Annotated in this window: 11 protein-coding genes and 1 pseudogene; 3 read left to right on the forward strand and 9 right to left on the reverse strand. The window is 72.9% G+C overall.

The annotated features are described in order from the left end of the window. The 9 genes and pseudogenes from ABZ478_RS37755 to ABZ478_RS37795 form a co-directional block, all read right to left on the reverse strand. A pseudogene (locus ABZ478_RS37755) lies at positions 1-95 on the reverse strand (ABC transporter ATP-binding protein); the annotation flags it as partial. Between the two features lie 36 nt (positions 96-131). Then, positions 132-1,589 (reverse strand): MFS transporter, encoded by a 1,458-nt coding sequence (locus ABZ478_RS37760; protein WP_359557126.1) that lies wholly within the window; start codon positions 1,587-1,589, stop codon positions 132-134. A gap of 72 nt (positions 1,590-1,661) precedes the next feature. Then, positions 1,662-2,681, reverse strand: a complete 1,020-nt coding sequence (locus tag ABZ478_RS37765; RefSeq protein ID WP_359557129.1) for a ketoacyl-ACP synthase III family protein — start codon at positions 2,679-2,681, stop codon at positions 1,662-1,664. A 160-nt stretch (positions 2,682-2,841) separates the two neighbouring features. Beyond that, positions 2,842-3,861 carry a ketoacyl-ACP synthase III family protein gene (locus ABZ478_RS37770; protein WP_359557130.1) on the reverse strand — a complete coding sequence of 340 codons (1,020 nt, stop codon included), beginning with the start codon at positions 3,859-3,861 and terminating at the stop codon, positions 2,842-2,844. Between the two features lie 99 nt (positions 3,862-3,960). After that, positions 3,961-4,728 carry a thioesterase domain-containing protein gene (locus ABZ478_RS37775; RefSeq protein ID WP_359557172.1) on the reverse strand — a complete coding sequence of 256 codons (768 nt, stop codon included), beginning with the start codon at positions 4,726-4,728 and terminating at the stop codon, positions 3,961-3,963. Between the two features lie 29 nt (positions 4,729-4,757). Continuing rightward, entirely contained in the window at positions 4,758-5,759 is a 1,002-nt protein-coding gene (locus ABZ478_RS37780; protein WP_359557132.1) for an LLM class flavin-dependent oxidoreductase, read from the reverse strand. Positions 5,760-5,797: 38 nt separating this feature from the next. Next, a complete protein-coding gene (locus tag ABZ478_RS37785; RefSeq protein ID WP_359557135.1) occupies positions 5,798-7,411 on the reverse strand; it encodes a fatty acid--CoA ligase in 1,614 nt (537 codons plus the stop codon). Between the two features lie 22 nt (positions 7,412-7,433). Further along, positions 7,434-13,151, reverse strand: a complete 5,718-nt coding sequence (locus tag ABZ478_RS37790) for an SDR family NAD(P)-dependent oxidoreductase (RefSeq protein WP_359557138.1) — start codon at positions 13,149-13,151, stop codon at positions 7,434-7,436. An 11-nt stretch (positions 13,152-13,162) separates the two neighbouring features. Beyond that, positions 13,163-13,462: an acyl carrier protein gene (locus tag ABZ478_RS37795; RefSeq protein ID WP_351666698.1), complete on the reverse strand. Its 300-nt coding sequence runs from the start codon at positions 13,460-13,462 to the stop codon at positions 13,163-13,165. Positions 13,463-13,622: 160 nt separating this feature from the next. Between ABZ478_RS37795 and ABZ478_RS37800 the strand changes: the two genes are divergently transcribed. From ABZ478_RS37800 to ABZ478_RS37810, 3 genes are read left to right on the forward strand one after another with little or no spacing between them, the layout of a single operon-like run. Further along, complete coding sequence (locus ABZ478_RS37800; protein ID WP_359557141.1) at positions 13,623-15,260, forward strand: aldehyde dehydrogenase family protein; 1,638 nt, start codon at positions 13,623-13,625, stop codon at positions 15,258-15,260. 35 nt (positions 15,261-15,295) lie between these two features. Further along, positions 15,296-16,438 (forward strand): acyl-CoA dehydrogenase family protein, encoded by a 1,143-nt coding sequence (locus ABZ478_RS37805; RefSeq protein ID WP_359557143.1) that lies wholly within the window; start codon positions 15,296-15,298, stop codon positions 16,436-16,438. Between the two features lie 49 nt (positions 16,439-16,487). Next, positions 16,488-17,792: an aspartate aminotransferase family protein gene (locus ABZ478_RS37810; protein WP_358940113.1), complete on the forward strand. Its 1,305-nt coding sequence runs from the start codon at positions 16,488-16,490 to the stop codon at positions 17,790-17,792. Position 17,793: the final 1 nt, after the last annotated feature.

Genomic DNA, 17,793 nt, shown 5'->3' on the forward strand with positions numbered 1-17,793 from the left:
CCCTGGGTGGCCAGCGACTTCATCAGGTTCCGGATCCAGTGGATGCCCTCGGGGTCGAGCCCGTTGACCGGCTCGTCGAACATCAGGATCCGCGGTCCGCGGCCATGGCCCCGGGCGGGACCCCGCCGCGCTCAGGCGGCGGGGGCCGGCTTGGGACGGGGGATGAGCTGGACCAGCGCGGCCACGGCGAGCGCGAGCGGCGCCAGCAGGTAGACGCTGGCCTTGAAGGCGTCGGCGTAGGCACCGGGGCCGGTGCCCTGTCCGAGGACGTGGTAGAAGACCACGCCGACCGCGGCCACGCCCACCGCGCCGCCGACCTGCGCGGCCGTCGAGAGCACGCCCGAGGCGGCTCCGGCGTAGCGCGGGTCGGTGCCGGCCAGGGCGATGGACGCCAGCGGGGCCATCACCATCGCCATGCCCGAGCCGCCCACCAGCAGTCCGGGCACCAGCCAGGCCACGGCGCCGTCGGTGCCGATGTGGTCCACCGCTTCCCACAGCCCGCCGAGCCCGGCCAGCAGCACCAGGGCGCCGACCGCGAGGACCTGACGGCCGAGCAGCGCCGCCACCTTGCGGGCCAGCAGCGAGGTGGCCAGGAAGCCCACGCCGAGCGGCAGGAAGACCAGGCCCGACTCCAGGGCGGTCAGCCCGACCCCGGCCTGCAGGTACAGGGCGAGGACCAGGAAGAAGGACGCCATGCCGGAGTAGTACACGACACCGGTGACGACGCCGACCGTGAACGGCCGCTTGTGGAACAGCACCGGGTTGACCAGCGGGCTGCCGCCGGTGTTCGCCAGACGCCGCTGGTACACCGCGAACAGCAGGAGCAGCACGGGCGACGCGGCCAGGCACAGCCACGTCCACAGCGGCCAGCCCTTCTGCTGGCCCTCGGCGAGCGGCAGGACCACCGCGACCAGGCCGGCCGAGACCAGCACCATGCCGAGCGGGTCGAGGTGGGACCGGCCCTCGGCACGGGACTCGGGGATGAGCCGCGGTCCGAGCAGCAGCGCGGCGATGCCGACCGGCACGTTGACCAGGAAGCAGGTCCGCCAGCCGAGGCCGGCGATGTCGGCGTGGATCAGCAGGCCGCCGATGAGCTGCCCGAAGACACCGGCGAGACCCATGGTCAGGCCGAACGCGTTGAAGGCCCTGACCCGGGCCTGGCCCTCGTAGGTGACGCCGATGATGGCCAGCACCTGCGGGCCCATCAGGGCGGAGGCGAGGCCCTGCGCGATCCGGGCCACGACGAGCTGACCGGCGGTCGGCGCCATGCCCGCCCAGGCGGAGGAGAGGGTGAACAGCGCGACGCCGAGCAGGAACATCCGCCGTCGGCCGTACAGGTCACCCAGCCGGCCGCCGGTGATGAGGCCGGCGGCGTAGGCGAGGGCGTACCCGGCGACCACGAACTCCACGGCGGAGGCGCTCGCGTGGAGGTCGCGCTGGGTCTCGGGGATGGCGACGTTCACGATGAACACGTCGAGCGTGATCACGAACGTACCGACCAGGATGAGCGGCAGCGTCGCCCAGTGCGGGCCGGCCGGCACCCGCTCCCGGGGCTCGGCGCCGGCTGTCCGCGCTTGCTGCAGGGACATGGTTGACGGTTCCTTTCTTGTCCTGCGCGTGCCCGGCCGGCAAGGCGGACCGGAACCGTCGGGCACGCGCGGTTACTGCCAGTCGGGGACGTCGAGGATCTCGACCACGGCGGCGGAGAAGCTGAAACCGGCCCCGGCCGCCACCATGAGGACGAGGTCGCCGGGCCCCACGGCCCGCTGCTTGACCAGGTGTTCGAGGCCGAGGAACTGGTCGCCGGCGCCGATGTGGCCCACCCGGCGGCCCAGGTCCCAGGTGCTCTGCTTCTCGGTGAAGCCGAGCACGTCGTAGTTCTCGGGGTACTCGCCGCGGTGTATAAGCGGCGTCACCACGCGGGATATGTCCTCACCGGTGAGTCCGGCGTCGGCCAGCGCGCCGGCCGTGGTGCTCTTCAGCCCCGCCTCGATGCGCTCCCAGGAACCCTCGGCCTCGGAGGTGAGGGCGTGCTGGCGGCCGCGTGCGCGCAGCGGCACCGGCATCTCGCGGCCCGGTATGGTGCCGAACGGCTCCAGGCCCCGGTTCCAGCGCTCGAGCGAGTTGTCGGCGCCCACGCGGGCGGAGACGACCCGGGCGAAGCCGCCGCGGCCGGACAGCAGCAGCGCGCTGCCGCCGTCGGCGAAGATGAGGTTGAGCTGGACGTTCCAGCGGTCCACCCAGGGTGGCGCGAAGTTGTCGCCGCTGGTCAGCAGCACGGCTTCGGTGAAGCCGGCGGCGATCTGGCCGGCGGCGAGGGTCAGCGAGGCGAGCCCGGCGTTGCAGCGCTGCTGCAGGTCGAAGCCGGCCGCCGCGCGGCCTACGGTCTCATTGGCGACGTACGACGCCGTCGGCCACATGTCGTGGCCCTGGTAGCCGCACGTGGAGTGCAGGACCAGGCCGACCTCGTGGCCGTCGGTCCCGGCCCGCTCGAGTGCCAGCCGCCCCGCGCGCACCGCCATCTCGGGCCCGGAAACGCCCTCGGCCACCGTGATGGACTCGTAGCCGAGGCTCTGGTGCTCCTCGTCGACGAGTCCCGCGGCGACGGCGTCGCTCAGCGGGCGGGCGTCCGGGAGCCAGGAGGCGGCGGAGGCGATGTACAGCTCTGTGTCCAGCTTCATGTCTTCTCGATCCTTCGCTCAGGGGTGGGGGGGGTGGCATGCCCTGCCCGCCTGCGCGCGGACGGCGGCGGTCTCCCGTGTGCGTCGGACGGCCACTGTCCCGCAGCCCGCTGACACGGCGCTGACGCGCCGGCCGGGCGGGCCGCGGGAGCGGCACCGGCTACTGCCAGTCGGGTACGTCGAGGATCTCGACCACGGCGGCGGAGAAACTGAAGCCCTCGCCGGCGGCCACCAGCAGGACGAGGTCGCCGGGGCCGACGGACCGCTGCTTGACGAGGTGTTCGAGGCCGAGGAACTGGTCGCCGGCGCCCATGTGGCCCACCCGGCGGCCCAGGTCCCAGGTGCTCTGCTTCTCGGCGAAACCGAGCAGCTCGTAGTTCTCCGGGGACTCGCCCCGGTGGATGTGCGGTACGACGGCCCGGGCGATGTCCTCGGTGGTGACGCCGGCGTCGGACAGTGCCCGTGCCGTGGTGTCCAGCAGACCGGCCTCGAAGCGCTCCCAGGAGCCCTCGGCCTCGGGGGTGAGGGCGTGCTGGACCCCGCGTTCGCGCAGCCGCAGCGGCAGGTCCCGGCCGGGCACGGTGCCGAACGGCTCCAGGCCCCGGTTCCAGCGCTCCAGCGAGTTGTCGGCGCCGACGCACAGCGAGACCACCCGGGCGAAGCCGCCGCGCCCGGACAGCAGCAGCGCGCCGCCGCCGTCGGCGAAGATGAAGTTGAGCTGCACGTTCCAGCGGTCCACCCACGGCGGCGCGAAGTTGTCGCCGCTGGTCAGCAGCACCGCCTCGGTGAAGCCGGCGGCGATCTGCCCGGCGGCCAGCCACAGCGAGCCGAGCCCGGCGTTGCAGCGCTGCTGGACGTCGAAACCGGCCGCCGCGCGGCCCACGGTCTCGTTCGCGACGTACGACGCCGCCGGCCACATGTCGTGGCCCTGGTAGCCGCACGAGGAGTGCAGGACGAGACCGACCTCGTGCCCGTCGGTCCCGGCCCGGCGGAGCGCCAGCCGCCCCGCGCGCACCGCCATGTCGGGCCCGGCGACGCCCTCGGCCACGGCGATCGACTCGTAGCCGAGGCTCCGGTGCTCGGCGTCGACGAGTCCCGCGGCGACGGCCTCGGCCAGCGGACGTGTGCCGGGCACCCAGGCCGCGGCCGCGGCTATGTACAGGTCGTGAGGTGCTTTCATGTGGCTCTCTCTTTCGCTTCTCGGGGCGCCGGCGCGGCTCGCTCCGAGCGCGTGCGGCAGCGGCAGGCCCGGTCGGCCGCTGCCTGGTGGAACGGGTGTTCAGGCCGCCCGGTTCGCGGTGATGCGCTGCAGCCGGTGGGCGAAGTGGGCGGTGACGGACTGGGCGTGGGTGTCGATGTAGAAGTGGCCGCCCGGGTACTCGTTGTGGCCCAGGTAGGCGGGGGTGCGCCCGGCCCAGTGGGACATGGCGTCCGGGTGCTCCTGGAGCGGGTCGGAGCGGCCGCCGTAGGAGGCGAGCGGGCAGTTGACGCCGGCGCCGTCGTCGTCGTGGTCGGCCGCGACGCGCAGGTCGGCGCGGAGCGCCGGCACCACGAGGGCGAGCATCTCGGGGTTGTCGTAGATCTCCGCCGGGAACGAGCCCAGCTTCTTGATCCACTGGACCATCTCGGGCTCGGGCATCCGGCTCTGCTCCTCGGTGGGCTTGAAGAAGCCCTGGGGCGACCAGCCGGAGGTGCCGACCATGATGGGAGACGGGCCGCCCTCCTCCTCCATGCGGATGGTGAGCCGGAACGCGAGCTGGGCGCCGAGGCAGTGCCCGAACAGGGCGAACGGGCGGTCGTCGAGGTCGTCGAGCACGGCCTCGTGCAGCGCCTCGAGCAGCGGTTCGAACTCCTCGTACGTCTGCTCCTCGCGGCGGTTGTGCCGGCCGGGCAGGGTCACCGCCTGCGGGGCGATGTCGGGCGGCAGCAGCCGCTCCCAGTCGCGGTAGATGATGGCCCCGCTGCCCGCGTGCGGCAGCATGAACAGCCGGATCGAGGCGTCGGGCGACGGGTCCGCGGGGTGGAACCACTGCCCCGCACGGGACATGTCCTGGCCGACGGAGGCGATGGCACTGGTCACGACTGGGTGCTCCCAACGGTGGGGCCGAGGGCGCGTACCGCGGGCAGCAGCACCTCGGCGATCTCCTTCAACTGCGGTTCGGGGTCGAGGGATCCGATCCGCACGACCAGGTGCCGGGCGCCGGCCCGGACGTACTCGCCGAGCCACTCGGCGCACTTCTCGGCGCTGCCCCAGGCGTAGGCCTGGATGGTGCGCATCTGGTCCAGGGAGCGGCCGTAGTAGTGGCTGATGTAGTGCTCCAGTTCGGCCCTCGCCGCCGTCTCGTCGCTGTTCACGGTGACCGTGGCGTACAGCGCGGGGGTGACGGCACCGGCGCCGCGCCCGGCCTCCTCGGCGAGTTCGGCGATACGGCGGCGGGCGCGGCCGTAGGCCTCGACGTCGGGCAGGAACGGCAGCCAGCCGTCGTAGCGGGTGGCCGCGCGGGCGAGGACCTTCGGGGTGTCGCTGCCGGCGAGCCACAGCGGGGGGCCGCCGGGGACGGCCGGGGCGGGCAGCCGGTCGAGGTGTCCGGCCTGCCAGAACCGGCCCTGGAACTCGTCCGGTTCACCGTCCTCGCCGGAGCGCCAGGCGGTGCGCCACAGCGCGGTGATCTCGTCCAGGCGGCCCACCCGGCCCTGGAAGGAGGCGCCCACCGAGGCGAACTCCTCCTCGGTCTCGGGCATCGGGAAGCCCGAGCCGAGGCCGAGGATCAGCCGGTCCGCGGCGACATGGCTGAGGCTCGCGACCATGTTGGCGCCGATCAGCGGGTGGCGCAGGGCGGGGGTGAGGGCCGCGGTGCCGACCGCGATGCGCTCGGTGGCCGCGGCGGCGGCCGACAGGACGACGAGCGGGTCCAGGCGCGGGCGGGCGGTGAGGGAGTCCCCGGCCCACAGCGAGTCGAAGCCGAGCGCTTCCGCCTGGCGGGCGAAGTCCAGCAGCGGCGCGGCCGCGTAGCTGCCGTTGATGGCCTGTTCCCGGGTGGGCAGGAGGATGCCGATCCGCAGGGGCTCGGTGCTCATGGTCAGGTCCCTTTCGGGCATGGGGTGCCGGTTCGGTGTCATACGGTGCTCGCGAGCGGGTCCCGGGCCGGTGCCGTGAGCTGTTCCCGTACCGCGCGGCGAAGGATCTTGCCCGAGGGGTTGCGGGGCAGGGACTCGGCGAAGTGGTAGGTGCCGGGGATCTTGTAGTCGGCGATCCGGCCGCGCAGGGACAGCAGGAGTTCGCGCGGGGTGGCCTTCGTCCCGGGCCGCAGGACGACCACCGCGTGCACGCTCTCGCCCCAGCGCTCGTCGGGCAGTCCGACCACGGCGGCGTCGGCGACGGCCGGGTGCGCGGCGAGCGCCTTCTCGACCTCGGCGGGGTAGATGTTCTGCCCGGCGACGATGATCGTGTCGTTGATCCGGTCGCAGAGGTGGAGATAGCCGTCGTCGTCGAGGTAGCCGGCGTCCCCCATCTGCAGCCACTCCCCCACCAGCGTGCTTGCGGTGGCCTCGGGCAGGTTCCAGTAGCCGAGCATCCGGGAGGGGGCGCGGACGCAGATCTGGCCGATGGCGCCGGCCGGGAGGGTGTCGCCGTCGGGGCCGATCACCTTGATCTCGTTGCCGGGGCAGGGCTTGCCGACCGAGGTGAGCACGGTGCTGCCGGGGTGGTGCGCCTCGGGCGGCAGGCAGACCGCCACGCTGCCGGTCTCGGTGCTGGCGTAGATCTGCGCGAACTCGCAGCCGAAGGTCTCCAGGCACTGCTTGAGAAGCGTCTCGGACATCGGGGCCGCGCCGTACGCGATCTTGCGCAGGGAGGTGAACGCCTCGGGTCCCGCGCCGCGTTCGGCCGCCATCGCCTGCAGCATGGCCGGTGCGGCGAAGGTGGTGGTCACCCGGTGGGTGCGGATGAGCCGCACCGCTTCCTGCGGGTCGAACTGCGGCATGACCACGTTGGTGCCGCCGGCGTTGAAGGTGTGCAGGAACCAGCCGATGCCGGCGACCCCGAAGCCCGGCAGGGAGATCAGGCCGACGTCCTCGGGCAGCCAGTCGATCCAGTCGACGCCGCGCTCCCGGCTGGCGTGCGGCAGGGTGAAGAAGCTGCGGTGGGCGAGGACGGCGCCCTTGGGCAGGCCGGTGGTGCCGCTGGTGTAGATCTGGATGACCGCGTCGTCGGGGCCGGTGCCCGGGGTGAGGTCGGTGTCCGGCAGACCGGCGGCCCAGGCGGGCAGTCCGGCGCCGCGCGCGGGTTCGCCGTCGGCGTCGGTGCCGTCGACGCGGATCACCTTGCGCAGTCCGCGCAGTTGGTGGCGGACGGTGGCGACGGTGTCCCAGAACTCGTCGTCGACGAAGATCAGGGCGGCACCGGAGTCGCGCAGGATGTGGTCCACTTCGCCGGCCGTGAGCCGCCAGTTGACCGGTACCAGGACCGCGCCCGCCTTGGCACAGGCGATCATCACCAGGTAGTAGGTCTCCGACTCGCGGCCCAGGTAGGCGATCCGGTCGCCGCGCTGGACACCGCAGGCGCGCAGGGCGTGCGCGGCGCGGTTGCTGTCCCGGTGGAACTTCTCGTAGGTGGTGACGCGGCCCTCGCAGACGATCGCCGGATGGTCCGGACGGCTGCCGGCGTGGGCGCGGGCGGAGTGGTGGAGCGTCCAGCGCTCCCTCGGTATGCCACTGGAGATGTCAGTCATGGTCGTCTGTCCTTGTCGTCCGTCACGCGGCCGGCGCCGGGCCGATCCGCTCGCCGAGGAAGCCGGCGAGCTGCCGTACCGTCGGGTGGTCGTGGGTGAGGGAGGCCGGCAGGGGCAGCCGGAAGGCCTGCTCCAGACCGGACCTGACCTGCTGGGCCATCAGTGAGTCCAGGCCCAGCGACACGAACTCGGTGTTCGGATCCAGTTCGTCGCCCTCCTCGAGGTGCAGCACGGCGGCGACCTTCTCCCGGACCACGGCGGTGACGGCCGTGGCGCGTTCCGCCGGGGGCAGGGCGGCGAGCGCGGCGACGTCGAGACCGTCGTCGTCCTCGGGGGCCCGGCGGGCCAGGCGGTCGAAGAACAGGTCGCCGGTGACCCGGCCCGCCATGTAGCGGTCCCAGTCGAAGTCGCCCACCACGCGCTGGCCGCGCGGCTGGTCCCAGAGGCTGACCAGGGTGTTCAGGGCCCGGGTCGGCGAGAACAGGTGGACGCCGCCGCGCTCCAGCTCCTGGATGAGGACGTCGTTCATGCGGGAGGACATGCCGACCCGGGACCAGGAGCTCCAGTTGAGGGCGAGTCCGGGCAGGCCGCGGCGGGCGCGCCAGCCGGCGAGGCCGTCGAGGGCGGCGTTGCCGGCGGCGTAGTGCCCCTGGGCGACGAAGCCGCCGAGCACCGAGGAGACCGAGGAGTACACGACGAAGAACTCCAGGTCCGGGAAGACCTGTTCGGTGGCCTCGTGGAGCAGCCAGCCGCCGTAGGCCTTCGCCTCCAGCTGGTCCTCGATGGACTCCCAGGTCAGTTCGGAGATCAGCCGCTCGTCGTAGGAGCCGCCGGCGGCGTGCACGATGCCGCCCAGGGCGCGCGGTCCGGTCTCGATGTGGCGCACCAGCCGGGCGACGTCCTCGGCGCGGCCGAGGTCGGCGCGGACGATGTCGACCTCCGCCTCCTCGGCGAGGCCGGCGAGCAGTTCCGCGGCCTCGGCGGCGGGTTTGCCGCTGCGGCTGACCAGCGTCAGGTGCCGGGCGCCGAGTTCGGCCAGCTTCCGGGCGGTGGCGAGGCCGAGGCCGCCGAGGCCGCCGGTGACGAGGTAGGTGCGGTCGTCGCGCAGGCCGGCCGGCTGCCGCTCGGCGGGTTCCCGCCGCCGGTCCGACGGGTCCTCGGGCAGGGTCACCCAGACCGGGCGGGCCGGGTCGGCGAGGGTGGTGCGCAGTGCCTCGCCGGTCTCGTCGAGGCCGAAGTGGGCGGCGCCGTCGCCGGGTACGGGCGCCGGGGCGTGCACGACGGCCGTCGCCGGCAGGGTGAGCGTGGAGCGGAAGGTGCCGTCGTGGCGGACGAGGACCTCGTCGCCGGGCGCGAAGCCGGTGCCCGCGGCGGCCGCCAGGACCGTGCCGTGGGCGGTGCGGCCGAGCACGGGCGGCGGCACGTCCTCGCCGTCCTCCTCGGACTCCTCGCGGTCGGCGCGGCCGGTGTCCAGCGCGGTCCGGGCGTCCTCGGCCGTCAGGCCCACCAGGCGGACGCGCACCTGGACCTCGTCCTCGGCGGGCGCCCGGCCGGTGACCGGGGCGGGTGCCAGGTCGGACAGGTCGCCGGACTCGGCGGCACGCAGTTCGAAGTCGCCGCTCCAGTTCAGCGCCTCGTCACCGGCGAGCAGCCGGCGCACGTAGCGGCGGCCGGACCGGTAGGCGACCTGGTACTCGCCGGCGGGCTCGGTGCGCCACTCCTCCAGCAGCGGGGCCAGGCCGCTGCCGGGGGCGAGGTCCACCAGGGTGGTGCGCAGTTGCGGGTACTCGGTGAGCAGCACCCGGCCGAAGCCCCACAGGGTGGCGGCGGCGAGGTGGCCGCCGTCGCCCGCAGGGTCGCCGGGCAGCGTCTGGGCGCCCTGGGTGACCAGCCACAGCCGCGGCGGCCGGGAGAGGCCGGCCGCGTCCAGCACGCCGACCGTGGCGAGCAGTTCGCGGTAGTTGTCCTCGGACTCGGCGCGCAGCCGGTCCACGGACATCTCGCCGGGCCGGGTGCGCCAGACGCGGACGACGTCGGTGACGGTCGGGTCGTCGAGCACGGACTTGAGCTCGGCGGGGTCGGCGAGCCAGGTCACCTTCAGGCCGGGCTCGCCGGCGAGTTCGGCGGCACGGGCGGCGGCCGGGTCGAGCAGCACCACGTGCCGTTCGGCGGGCGCGGCCCCGGTCGCGGGCAGGGCCCGGCGGATCCATTCGGGGCGGTGCAGGAAGCGGCGGCGGCCGGTGCGGTCCTCGGGGCGGGCCAGCCGGACGCCGAGGAGTTCGGCGACCGGGTCGCCGTTCTCCAGCAGCAGCACGTCGGCGAGGCGGCGGTCCTGCTCGCCGCGGATCCGGGCGAGGACGCGCAGGTTCGCGCCGCGCGGCTTGCGGAAGTGCCGCACGGAGGCGATCTCGCGGGGCACGAACACCGGGCCCTCGGGGTCGAGGACGACCAGCGCCTGGGCGGCGGCCTCCAGCAGCTCCGCCGGGACGTGTTCGACGGCGGTGGCGTCGCGACCGGTGAGTTCGGCGCAGACCACGTCGTCGCCGTGCCGGGTGACGTGCCGGAGCAGCCGCATACGGGGGCCGGCGGGGCGGCCGACGGAGGCGAGGTCGGTGTAGATGTCCTCGTCGTCGATGCGCTGCCCGGCCGGGGCCAGCGCGGCGTCCAGCTCGGCCAGTTCGGAGACCGGGACGAGTGCCTCGCGGTCGGCGGCGACCACGGCGGTGGCGTGGAGGTTCTCCTCACCGCCTACGACGGTGAACACCTCCACGCCGGCGCCGCCCTCGGGGCGCGGCCGCCAGCGGGTGGTGAGGGTGAGGGTGGTCTCGGCGGGCAGCTCGAGCGGGGCGAGCAGCGTGAGGCCGCGGATCGCGGAGCGGGCGTGGCCCTGGACCGCGTCCTGTGCGGCGAGCAGCAGGTCGACGTAGGCGCCGGCGGGCAGGGTGGCCCGGCCGCCGCCGGCGAGGTCGGCGAGCGCGCCGAGTTCCTCGGCGGTGAACTCCGCCGTGAACTCCCGCACTCCGCTGGCGAACCGCTCCTCGGTGCCGAGCAGCAGGTGCCGGGCGCTGCCGCCTCCGGCGGAGCGCCGGGGGGTGACCGAGGGCAGCCAGTAGCGCTTGCGCTGGAAGGCGTACGTGGGCAGGTCCACCTTGGCGGGGGTGGCGTACCCGGCGTGGTAGCCGTCCCAGGAGACGCCGAGGCCGGCGGCGTAGTAGTCGGCGAGCGCGGTCAGGGTGGTGGCCGTGGTGGTGTCGCGGCGGCGCAGGCTGGCCAGCCACACGTGGTCCTCGACGGTGACGCCGCGGCGGGCGAGCGCGGTGAGCGCGGCCTGCGGGCCGATCTCGATCAGGGCGTGCCGGCCGCGCTTGGCGACGGCGCGGATGCCGTCGAGGAAGCGGACGGGTTCGCCGATGTGCCGCACCCAGTAGTCGGCGTTGCCGATCTCGCGGAGGCGGGCCAGGCGCCCGGTGACGTTGGAGATCAGGCTGATCTTCGGCTCGTGGAAGGTGATGCCGTCCAGGGCGGCCCGGAAGTCGTCGTAGACCTCGGCCATCAACGGCGAGTGGAAGGCGTGCGAGACCGTGAGCCGGTCCACCCGGAAGCCCCGGTCGGCGAGGATGCCGGTGACCTCGTCGAGGGCGGCGGTGGCGCCGGAGACCACGGTCTGGTCGGGGGCGTTGACCGCGGCCAGCGCCAGGTCGTCGCGGCCCTCCAGCAGCGGGGCGACCTCCTCGGCGGGCGCGGCGACGGCGGCCATGCCGCCCTCGGCGCGCACCGCCTGCATCAGCCGGGCGCGGGCGGCGACCAGCTTCACGGCGTCGGGCAGGGTGAACAGGCCCGCGACGGCGGCCGCGACGACCTCGCCGATGCTGTGCCCGATGAGCACGTTGGGGCGTACGCCCCAGGCCATCCACTGCTGGGCGAGGGCGTATTCGAGGGTGAACAGCGCGGGCTGGGTGTACTCGGTGCGGTCGATGGCCTCCGGGTCGGCGGCGGTGCCGAGCAGCAGCTCGCGCACGGAGCGGCCGAGGGGTTCGGCGAAGAGGCGGTCGCACTCGTCGACGTGGGCGCGGAAGACGGGCAGCGCCTCGTAGAGGGCGGCGCCCATGCCGGCGAACTGCGAGCCCTGTCCGGTGAACATGAAGGCGGTCTTGCGGATGCCGGTGGGGCCCTCGTGCTCGGCCTCGGCGGCCCGGTCCAGCAGTTTGGTGAGCGCGGCGCGGCCGGCGACGGGGGCGGCGACCCGGTAGGGGTGGTGGGTGCGCGCGACGTTGGAGGTGTACGCCACGGCGTCGGCCGGCAGTCCGGGCTCGTCGGCGAGGAGCTGCCGGTACCGGGCGGCCTGTTCGCGCAGGGCGCCGGCGCTCTTCGCGGACAGGGTGAACACCGGCGCGGCGTGCGGGAGGGAGGACTCCTCGCGCTCGGCCGGCTCGGGTGCCTCCTCCAGCACGACGGCGCCGATGGTGCCGGCGAAGCCGAAGCTGTTGACGACGGCCCGCTTCACCTCGGCCCGCCACGGCTCGCACTCGGTGGGCACGCGCAGCGGGTACAGGTCCCAGGGGATGCGCCCCGACGGGGTGTTGAGGCCCACGTGCGGGTAGACCGTGCCGGAGCGCAGCTGCAGCACGGTCTTGATGACGCCGACGATGCCGGAGGCCGGCTCCATGTGACCGAGGTTGGTCTTCACCGAACCGACCAGCACCGGCTGGTCCTTGGTGTGGGAGTCGACGAACACGTCGCCGATGGCGCCGAACTCGATGGGGTCGCCGAGCGGGGTGCCGGTGCCGTGCGCCTCGACGTAGGAGACGTCCTCGGGGCCGAGGTGGGCGGTGGCCAGCGCGGCGCGGATGACCTTCTCCTGGGCGGGGCCGTTGGGCACGGTCAGGCCGGCGCTGTCGCCGTCCTGGCCGACGGCCGTGCCGCGCACCAGGGCGAGGACGCGGTCGCCGTCGCGCTGGGCGTCGGAGAGCCGCTTGAGGACGACGATGCCGCAGCCCTCGGCGCGTGCGTAGCCGTCGGCGGCCTCGTCGAAGGTCTTGCAGTGGCCGTCGGGGGACAGCATCTGGGCGTTGGAGAACATCACCGGGATGCGCGGGTGGTGCAGGGCGTTGACGCCGCCGCACAGCGCGATGTCGCTCTCGCCGGCGCGCAGCGCCTGCACGGCCAGGTGCAGGGCGACCAGCGAGGAGGAGCAGGCGGTGTCGACGCTCATGCTCGGGCCCCGCCAGCCGAGGAAGTACGACAGCCGGCCGGACAGCGGGAACATGGTGATGCCGGAGGCGAGATGGCCGTCCAGCTCCTCGTACGGCAGCGAGTCCAGCTCTAGGGCGTAGTCGATGGAGCTGGCGCCGATGTACACGCCGCCGTTGCCGCGGCGCAGCGGCGCGGGGTCGATGCCCGCGTGCTCCAGGGCCTGCCAGGCGGTCTCCAGCAGCAGCCGCTGCTGGGGGTCCATGTAACGGGCTTCCTTCGGGCTGATGTTGAAGAAGCCGGCATCGAACAGGTCGATGCGGTCGAGGAACCCGCCGGCCTTGGCGATGATCTTGCCCTTGTCGTCGGGCCCCTCGGGCGTGAACGCCTCGACGTCCCAGCGGTCCCGGGGGATCGGGCCGATTCCGCTGCGGCCCTCCCGCAGGAAGGCGTCGAACTCGTCGGGCGAGCCGCTGCCGCCGGGGAACCGCAGACCGATTCCGACGATCGCGACCGGTTCGGGCGCCTGCTCTGATTCCGTACGCGGCATGGAACGACTCCTCAAGCGTCCTGGATTTCCTGGGTCAGGTGGTCCACGAGATGGGCGACGGTCGGCTCGTTGAAGAGCACGTTGACGTTGATCGACAGGTCCAGGAGCTGCTCCAGGCTCTGCCGTATCTCGGTCAGCCGCAGCGAAGTGAGGCCGAGATCGAAATAGCTGACGTCGACGGGGAGTTCCTCCGACTCGTCCATCAGAAGAACCGCCCTGAATTTCTCCAGGACGAGTGACTCGATTTCCTCGGCGAGCTCGCTGCGCGGCAGGTCGCGCAACCGCTGGATCGTGCTGTCGACAGGTGGCATGCGGTCATGCAAGCAGCGCCGGCTGACGCCCCACTGACAGGCTGCGGAGCCGGCGTTGGCCGGATCGGTGCGGTCAGTCGGGCGTCAGCGCCGGGTCAGATTCCGCTGCCAGGCTCGGATCGCTTCAAGAAATCCACACGCCATATCCGAAAGGCTGAAGATGCTTCGCGAAGCCGCGCAGGAGCAGGAGGAGAGTGCTGAGGCACCTTCCGGATTGAAGAGTTACGACCTCTACATCGCGGGCAAGGACGTGGCCGGTGACGGCTGGGTCTACACCGTCAGCGGGCGTTCCCTGCTGGAAGACGTTTTCACGAGCGTCAGCCTGAAGCGCTCCCTGGAACAGGACCCGGAGTCCGAGGCGGCCAAGCACCCGTACGTCGTCGGGCGCTGCGCGATCGCGGACGACTCCGCCATCGACCTGGCCACCCAGGCGGCGGCCGCCGCCGCCCCCGACTGGGCGGCCGTACCGCTGGAGCGGCGGATGCAGCTGGGCACCCGCTTCCGCGAGGAACTGATCAAGCACCAGGACGAGTTCCTGCGCATGCTGGTCGCAGAGTCCCACCCCGTGAAGCTCGCCCGGTGGGAGCTGAGCTGCCTGCTGCAGATCTACGCCCCGGGCTCCCTGCGCTGGTACATGAAGCAGATGCGGGTGGAGAAGGAGTACAACGGCCGCAAGCTGATCCTGCACCGCCAGCCGGACGGCGTGGTCGCCTTCAACCCGCCGCAGAACGCCCCGCTGCCGAGCGCCGCCCTGTGCGTGCTGGCGCTGATGGCGGGCAACGCCGTGGTGGTGCGGGCGCCGCGCTCGATCGCGCTGTCCACCATGTGGTTGCTTCGGGACATCGTCGCCCCGCTGCTGGAGGAGATCGACGCGCCGGCCGGTGTGCTGAACGCGGTGTGCTCCAACCCCAAGCAGACCATGGACCGCTGGATCGCCGACCCGCTGATCGACGACATCTTCTACATCGGCGGCAGCCAGGAAGGTCTGCGCTTCGAGCAGAGCTGCGTGGCGCACGGCAAGAAGCCCATCCTCGAACTCGCCGGCAACGACGGCATCGTGGTCTGGAAGGACGCCGACGTGAAGTGGGCGGCCGAGGCCATCACCGAGTCGTTCTACGGCTCCGGGCAGATCTGCATGGTGCCCAACTACGTTCTGGTCCACCCGGAGATCGCCGAGACGCTGATCGCCGAGGTGAAGGAGCAGGTCAAGGGCATCAAGCCGGGCCTGCCCGAGGAGGAGGACGTGCTGCTGTCGCCGGTCCGGCGCAGCGAGCGCTTCTTCCGGCTGCTGCGCCAGGCGCTGGACAACGGCGCCGAGCTGCTCACCGGCGGCAACCGCACCGAGGTCGACGGCACGGTGTCGGAGACGGGTGTCTTCCTGCAGCCGACGGTGGTGCGGGTGGACGGCCTGGACCGGGCCCGGACGTACGACGTGGTCCGCGAGGAGACGTTCTTCCCGCTGATCCCGATCGTGGTCCCCGAACGCGACAACGACGACGCCCTGCTGGAGGCCTTCCTGCAGTTCGTCAACAGCAACGACTACGGGCTGCGCAACTCCCTGTGGTCGCGCTCGGACCACGTCATCGAGACCTTCGTGCGCCGCGTCGTCAACGGCGGCCTGCTGAAGGTCAACGACTCCCACATCGGCTTCCTGCCGTACCTGCCGAGCCACGGCGGCACCGGCCGCACCGGCGGCGCCTTCGGCGAGGCCAACTACCCGATGCTCAAGACCTCCCACATCCAGGGAGTCAGCATCGCCCGCGACGTGAGCCCGTACGACGCGGTCTTCGGCGCCTGACCGCCTTCGCTTTCGACGTCTTCCGGAGGTTTCCGTTGCGTTCCCTCGATGCTGCCCGGACCGTGTGCGAGCGGTTCCATCCCGGACTGCTCAAGGAGCTGGAGCAGATCCCGTACGCCGAGCGGGAGCAGCCCGGCAGCCCGGTGATCGATCTGTTCCGCATCCACGGCGGAGTGGGCCTGCTCATACCCGAGAGCTACGGCGGCCACGGCGCCGCCCCGCTGGAGGCGCTGCGGGTGCAGCTCGCCCTCGGCGCGCTGTCCCCGTCGCTGGTCGCGGCCGTCTCGATGCACCACTTCACCGCCGCGATGCTGTACTCGCTGGCGGTCAAGTCGGGCCGGCTCACCGACGCGCAGACCGCACTGCTGCACCGGATCGTCCCGGACCAGCAGGTGATGGCCTCCGGCTGGGCCGAGGGCCGGACCGCGCAGAACATCCTGAAGCCGGCCGTGACCGCGCGCCCCGTGGAGGGCGGGTTCCTGCTGTCCGGTTCGAAGAAGCCGTGCAGCCTGGCCCGTTCGATGAGCCTGCTCACCGCGTCCATCGCCATCCACGGCGAGGACGGCGGCGAGCCCGAGCTGGCACTCGCGCTGGTGCCGTCCGACGCGCCGGGACTGACCGTGCACGCGTTCTGGGGCAACGACCTGCTGGCCGGCGCGGAGAGCGACGAGGTGCGCCTGGAGGACGTGTTCGTCCCCGCGGACATGGTCGTCCGGGCCGGTGCCGACGACCCCACCCGCCTCGACGACCTGCAGTCGGCCGGTTTCGTCTGGTTCGAGATGCTGATCTCCGCCGGATACGCGGGCAGTGCCGCCGCCCTGGTGGAACAGGTGCTGGAGCGGCGGCGGGGCGGCGCCGCGGAGCGGGCCGCGCTCGCCGTGGACATGGAGGCCGCCCTCGCCCTGCTGGAGGGCGTGGCCCGCGGCACCGGCCAGGAGCCCGGCGACGAGGAGTCGGTGGCCCGGGTGCTGGTCGCCCGGTACGCCGTGCAGAACGCCCTGCCGGACATCGTGGCGCGGGCGCTGGAGCTGCTCGGCGGCCTGGACTTCATCGTCAACTCGTCGAGCGCGCAGGCCGCCGCCGCGACGCGCGCCCTGGCCTTCCACCCGCCGTCGCGCCTCGCCGCCGCGGAGCCGCTGCTCACGTACTTCGACGGGGGCCCGCTGGTGCTGGCATAGCGCCACCGAAGGCCTCCCGACCCACCCACACCCTTGGAGTGAGCGACACGTGACCGTCATCCAGGACTCCCCGGCGCCGGCGCCGGTCTCCGCCGCCGACTACGAGGCGGACATCCTCAACCTCTACCGGGCCCACCTCAGCAAGGGCCGGGCCACGCTCGCCGAGCTGTTCGGCAGCCACATGGAGACGGCGTCCGAGGGCGCCTGGCTCACCACCAGCGACGGCGAGCGCTTCCTGAACGCCGGCGGCTACGGCGTGTTCGTCATGGGTGCCCGCCACCCGATCGTCATGGAGGAGGTGGAGCGCCAGCTGCGCACCCACCCCACAGCGACCCGCATCCTGCTGGAGCCGACGGTGGCCCGCGCCGCCGAGTCCCTGGTGTCCGTGATGCCGCCCGGTCTGGACCGCGTGCACTTCGCGCTGTCCGGCGCCGAGGCGGTGGAGACGGGACTGAAGCTGGCCCGCGCGAACGGGTTCAAGCGGACCGTCTCGATGCGCGGCGGCTACCACGGCAAGACCCTGGGTGCCCTCTCGGCGACCGCCAAGGAGGTCTACCAGGCGCCGTTCCGCCCCCTCGTCCCCGACTTCCAGCACCTGCCGTTCGGTGACGCCGACGCCCTGGAGGAGGAGCTGAGGGCCCACCCGGGCGAGGTCTGCGTGATCCTCGAGCCGGTGCAGGGCGAGGGCGGTGTCATCATCCCGCCGAAGGGCTACCTCAAGCGGGTCGAGGAACTGGTCCGGGAGTACGAGGGCTTCCTCATCCTCGACGAGGTCCAGTCCGGCTTCGGGCGGCTCGGCGAGTGGTGGGGCGCCGACATCGAGGGCGTCGTCCCGGACGTCCTGCTCACCGGCAAGGCGCTCGGCGGCGGTGTGATGCCGGTGTCGGCGGCCGTCGCCACGCGCAAGGCCTTCCGCCCCTTCGACAAGGACCCCTACGTCCACACCGCCACCTTCTCCGGCCAGCCGGTGCTGATGGCGGCGGTGCAGGGCGCGATCCGGGCGGTCAAGGAGGAGCGCCTGGTCACCCGCGCCATGGACCTCGGCGCCCGGCTGCTGCCGCGGATCACGGAGGTCGCGCAGCGCAACATCCCCGAGCTGGTCGTCGAGGTGCGCGGCCGGGGCCTGCTCATCGGCGTGGAGCTCGTCGAGGCCGGACTGGCCGGCGAGCTGCTGATCGAACTGTTCAACCACGGCGTGGTCGCCAACCACTCCATGAACGGCAGCTCGGTGGTGCGGTTCACCCCGCCCGCCGTGCTGGACGACACCGACGTGGACTTCCTCGTCAACTCCTTCGACCTGGCCACCCGCGACCTGATCAAGGGCGCGGCCACAATGCCGGAAGGCGGTAACTGAT

Origin of the sequence: Streptomyces sp. NPDC005706 (genome assembly GCF_040631045.1) — a bacterium.
In the GTDB taxonomy this organism is placed as follows: domain Bacteria; phylum Actinomycetota; class Actinomycetes; order Streptomycetales; family Streptomycetaceae; genus Streptomyces.

What these genes read in the sequence shown, in the direction of transcription:
- ABZ478_RS37785 (WP_359557135.1), bottom strand. Translation starts at nt 7,411, where the DNA reads ATGACTGACATCTCCAGTGGCATACCGAGGGAGCGCTGGACGCTCCAC.
- ABZ478_RS37790 (WP_359557138.1), bottom strand. Translation starts at nt 13,151, where the DNA reads ATGCCGCGTACGGAATCAGAGCAGGCGCCCGAACCGGTCGCGATCGTC.
- ABZ478_RS37800 (WP_359557141.1), top strand. Translation starts at nt 13,623, where the DNA reads ATGCTTCGCGAAGCCGCGCAGGAGCAGGAGGAGAGTGCTGAGGCACCT.
- ABZ478_RS37765 (WP_359557129.1), bottom strand. Translation starts at nt 2,681, where the DNA reads ATGAAGCTGGACACAGAGCTGTACATCGCCTCCGCCGCCTCCTGGCTC.
- ABZ478_RS37760 (WP_359557126.1), bottom strand. Translation starts at nt 1,589, where the DNA reads ATGTCCCTGCAGCAAGCGCGGACAGCCGGCGCCGAGCCCCGGGAGCGG.
- ABZ478_RS37780 (WP_359557132.1), bottom strand. Translation starts at nt 5,759, where the DNA reads ATGAGCACCGAGCCCCTGCGGATCGGCATCCTCCTGCCCACCCGGGAA.
- ABZ478_RS37775 (WP_359557172.1), bottom strand. Translation starts at nt 4,728, where the DNA reads ATGTCCCGTGCGGGGCAGTGGTTCCACCCCGCGGACCCGTCGCCCGAC.
- ABZ478_RS37770 (WP_359557130.1), bottom strand. Translation starts at nt 3,861, where the DNA reads ATGAAAGCACCTCACGACCTGTACATAGCCGCGGCCGCGGCCTGGGTG.
- ABZ478_RS37795 (WP_351666698.1), bottom strand. Translation starts at nt 13,462, where the DNA reads ATGCCACCTGTCGACAGCACGATCCAGCGGTTGCGCGACCTGCCGCGC.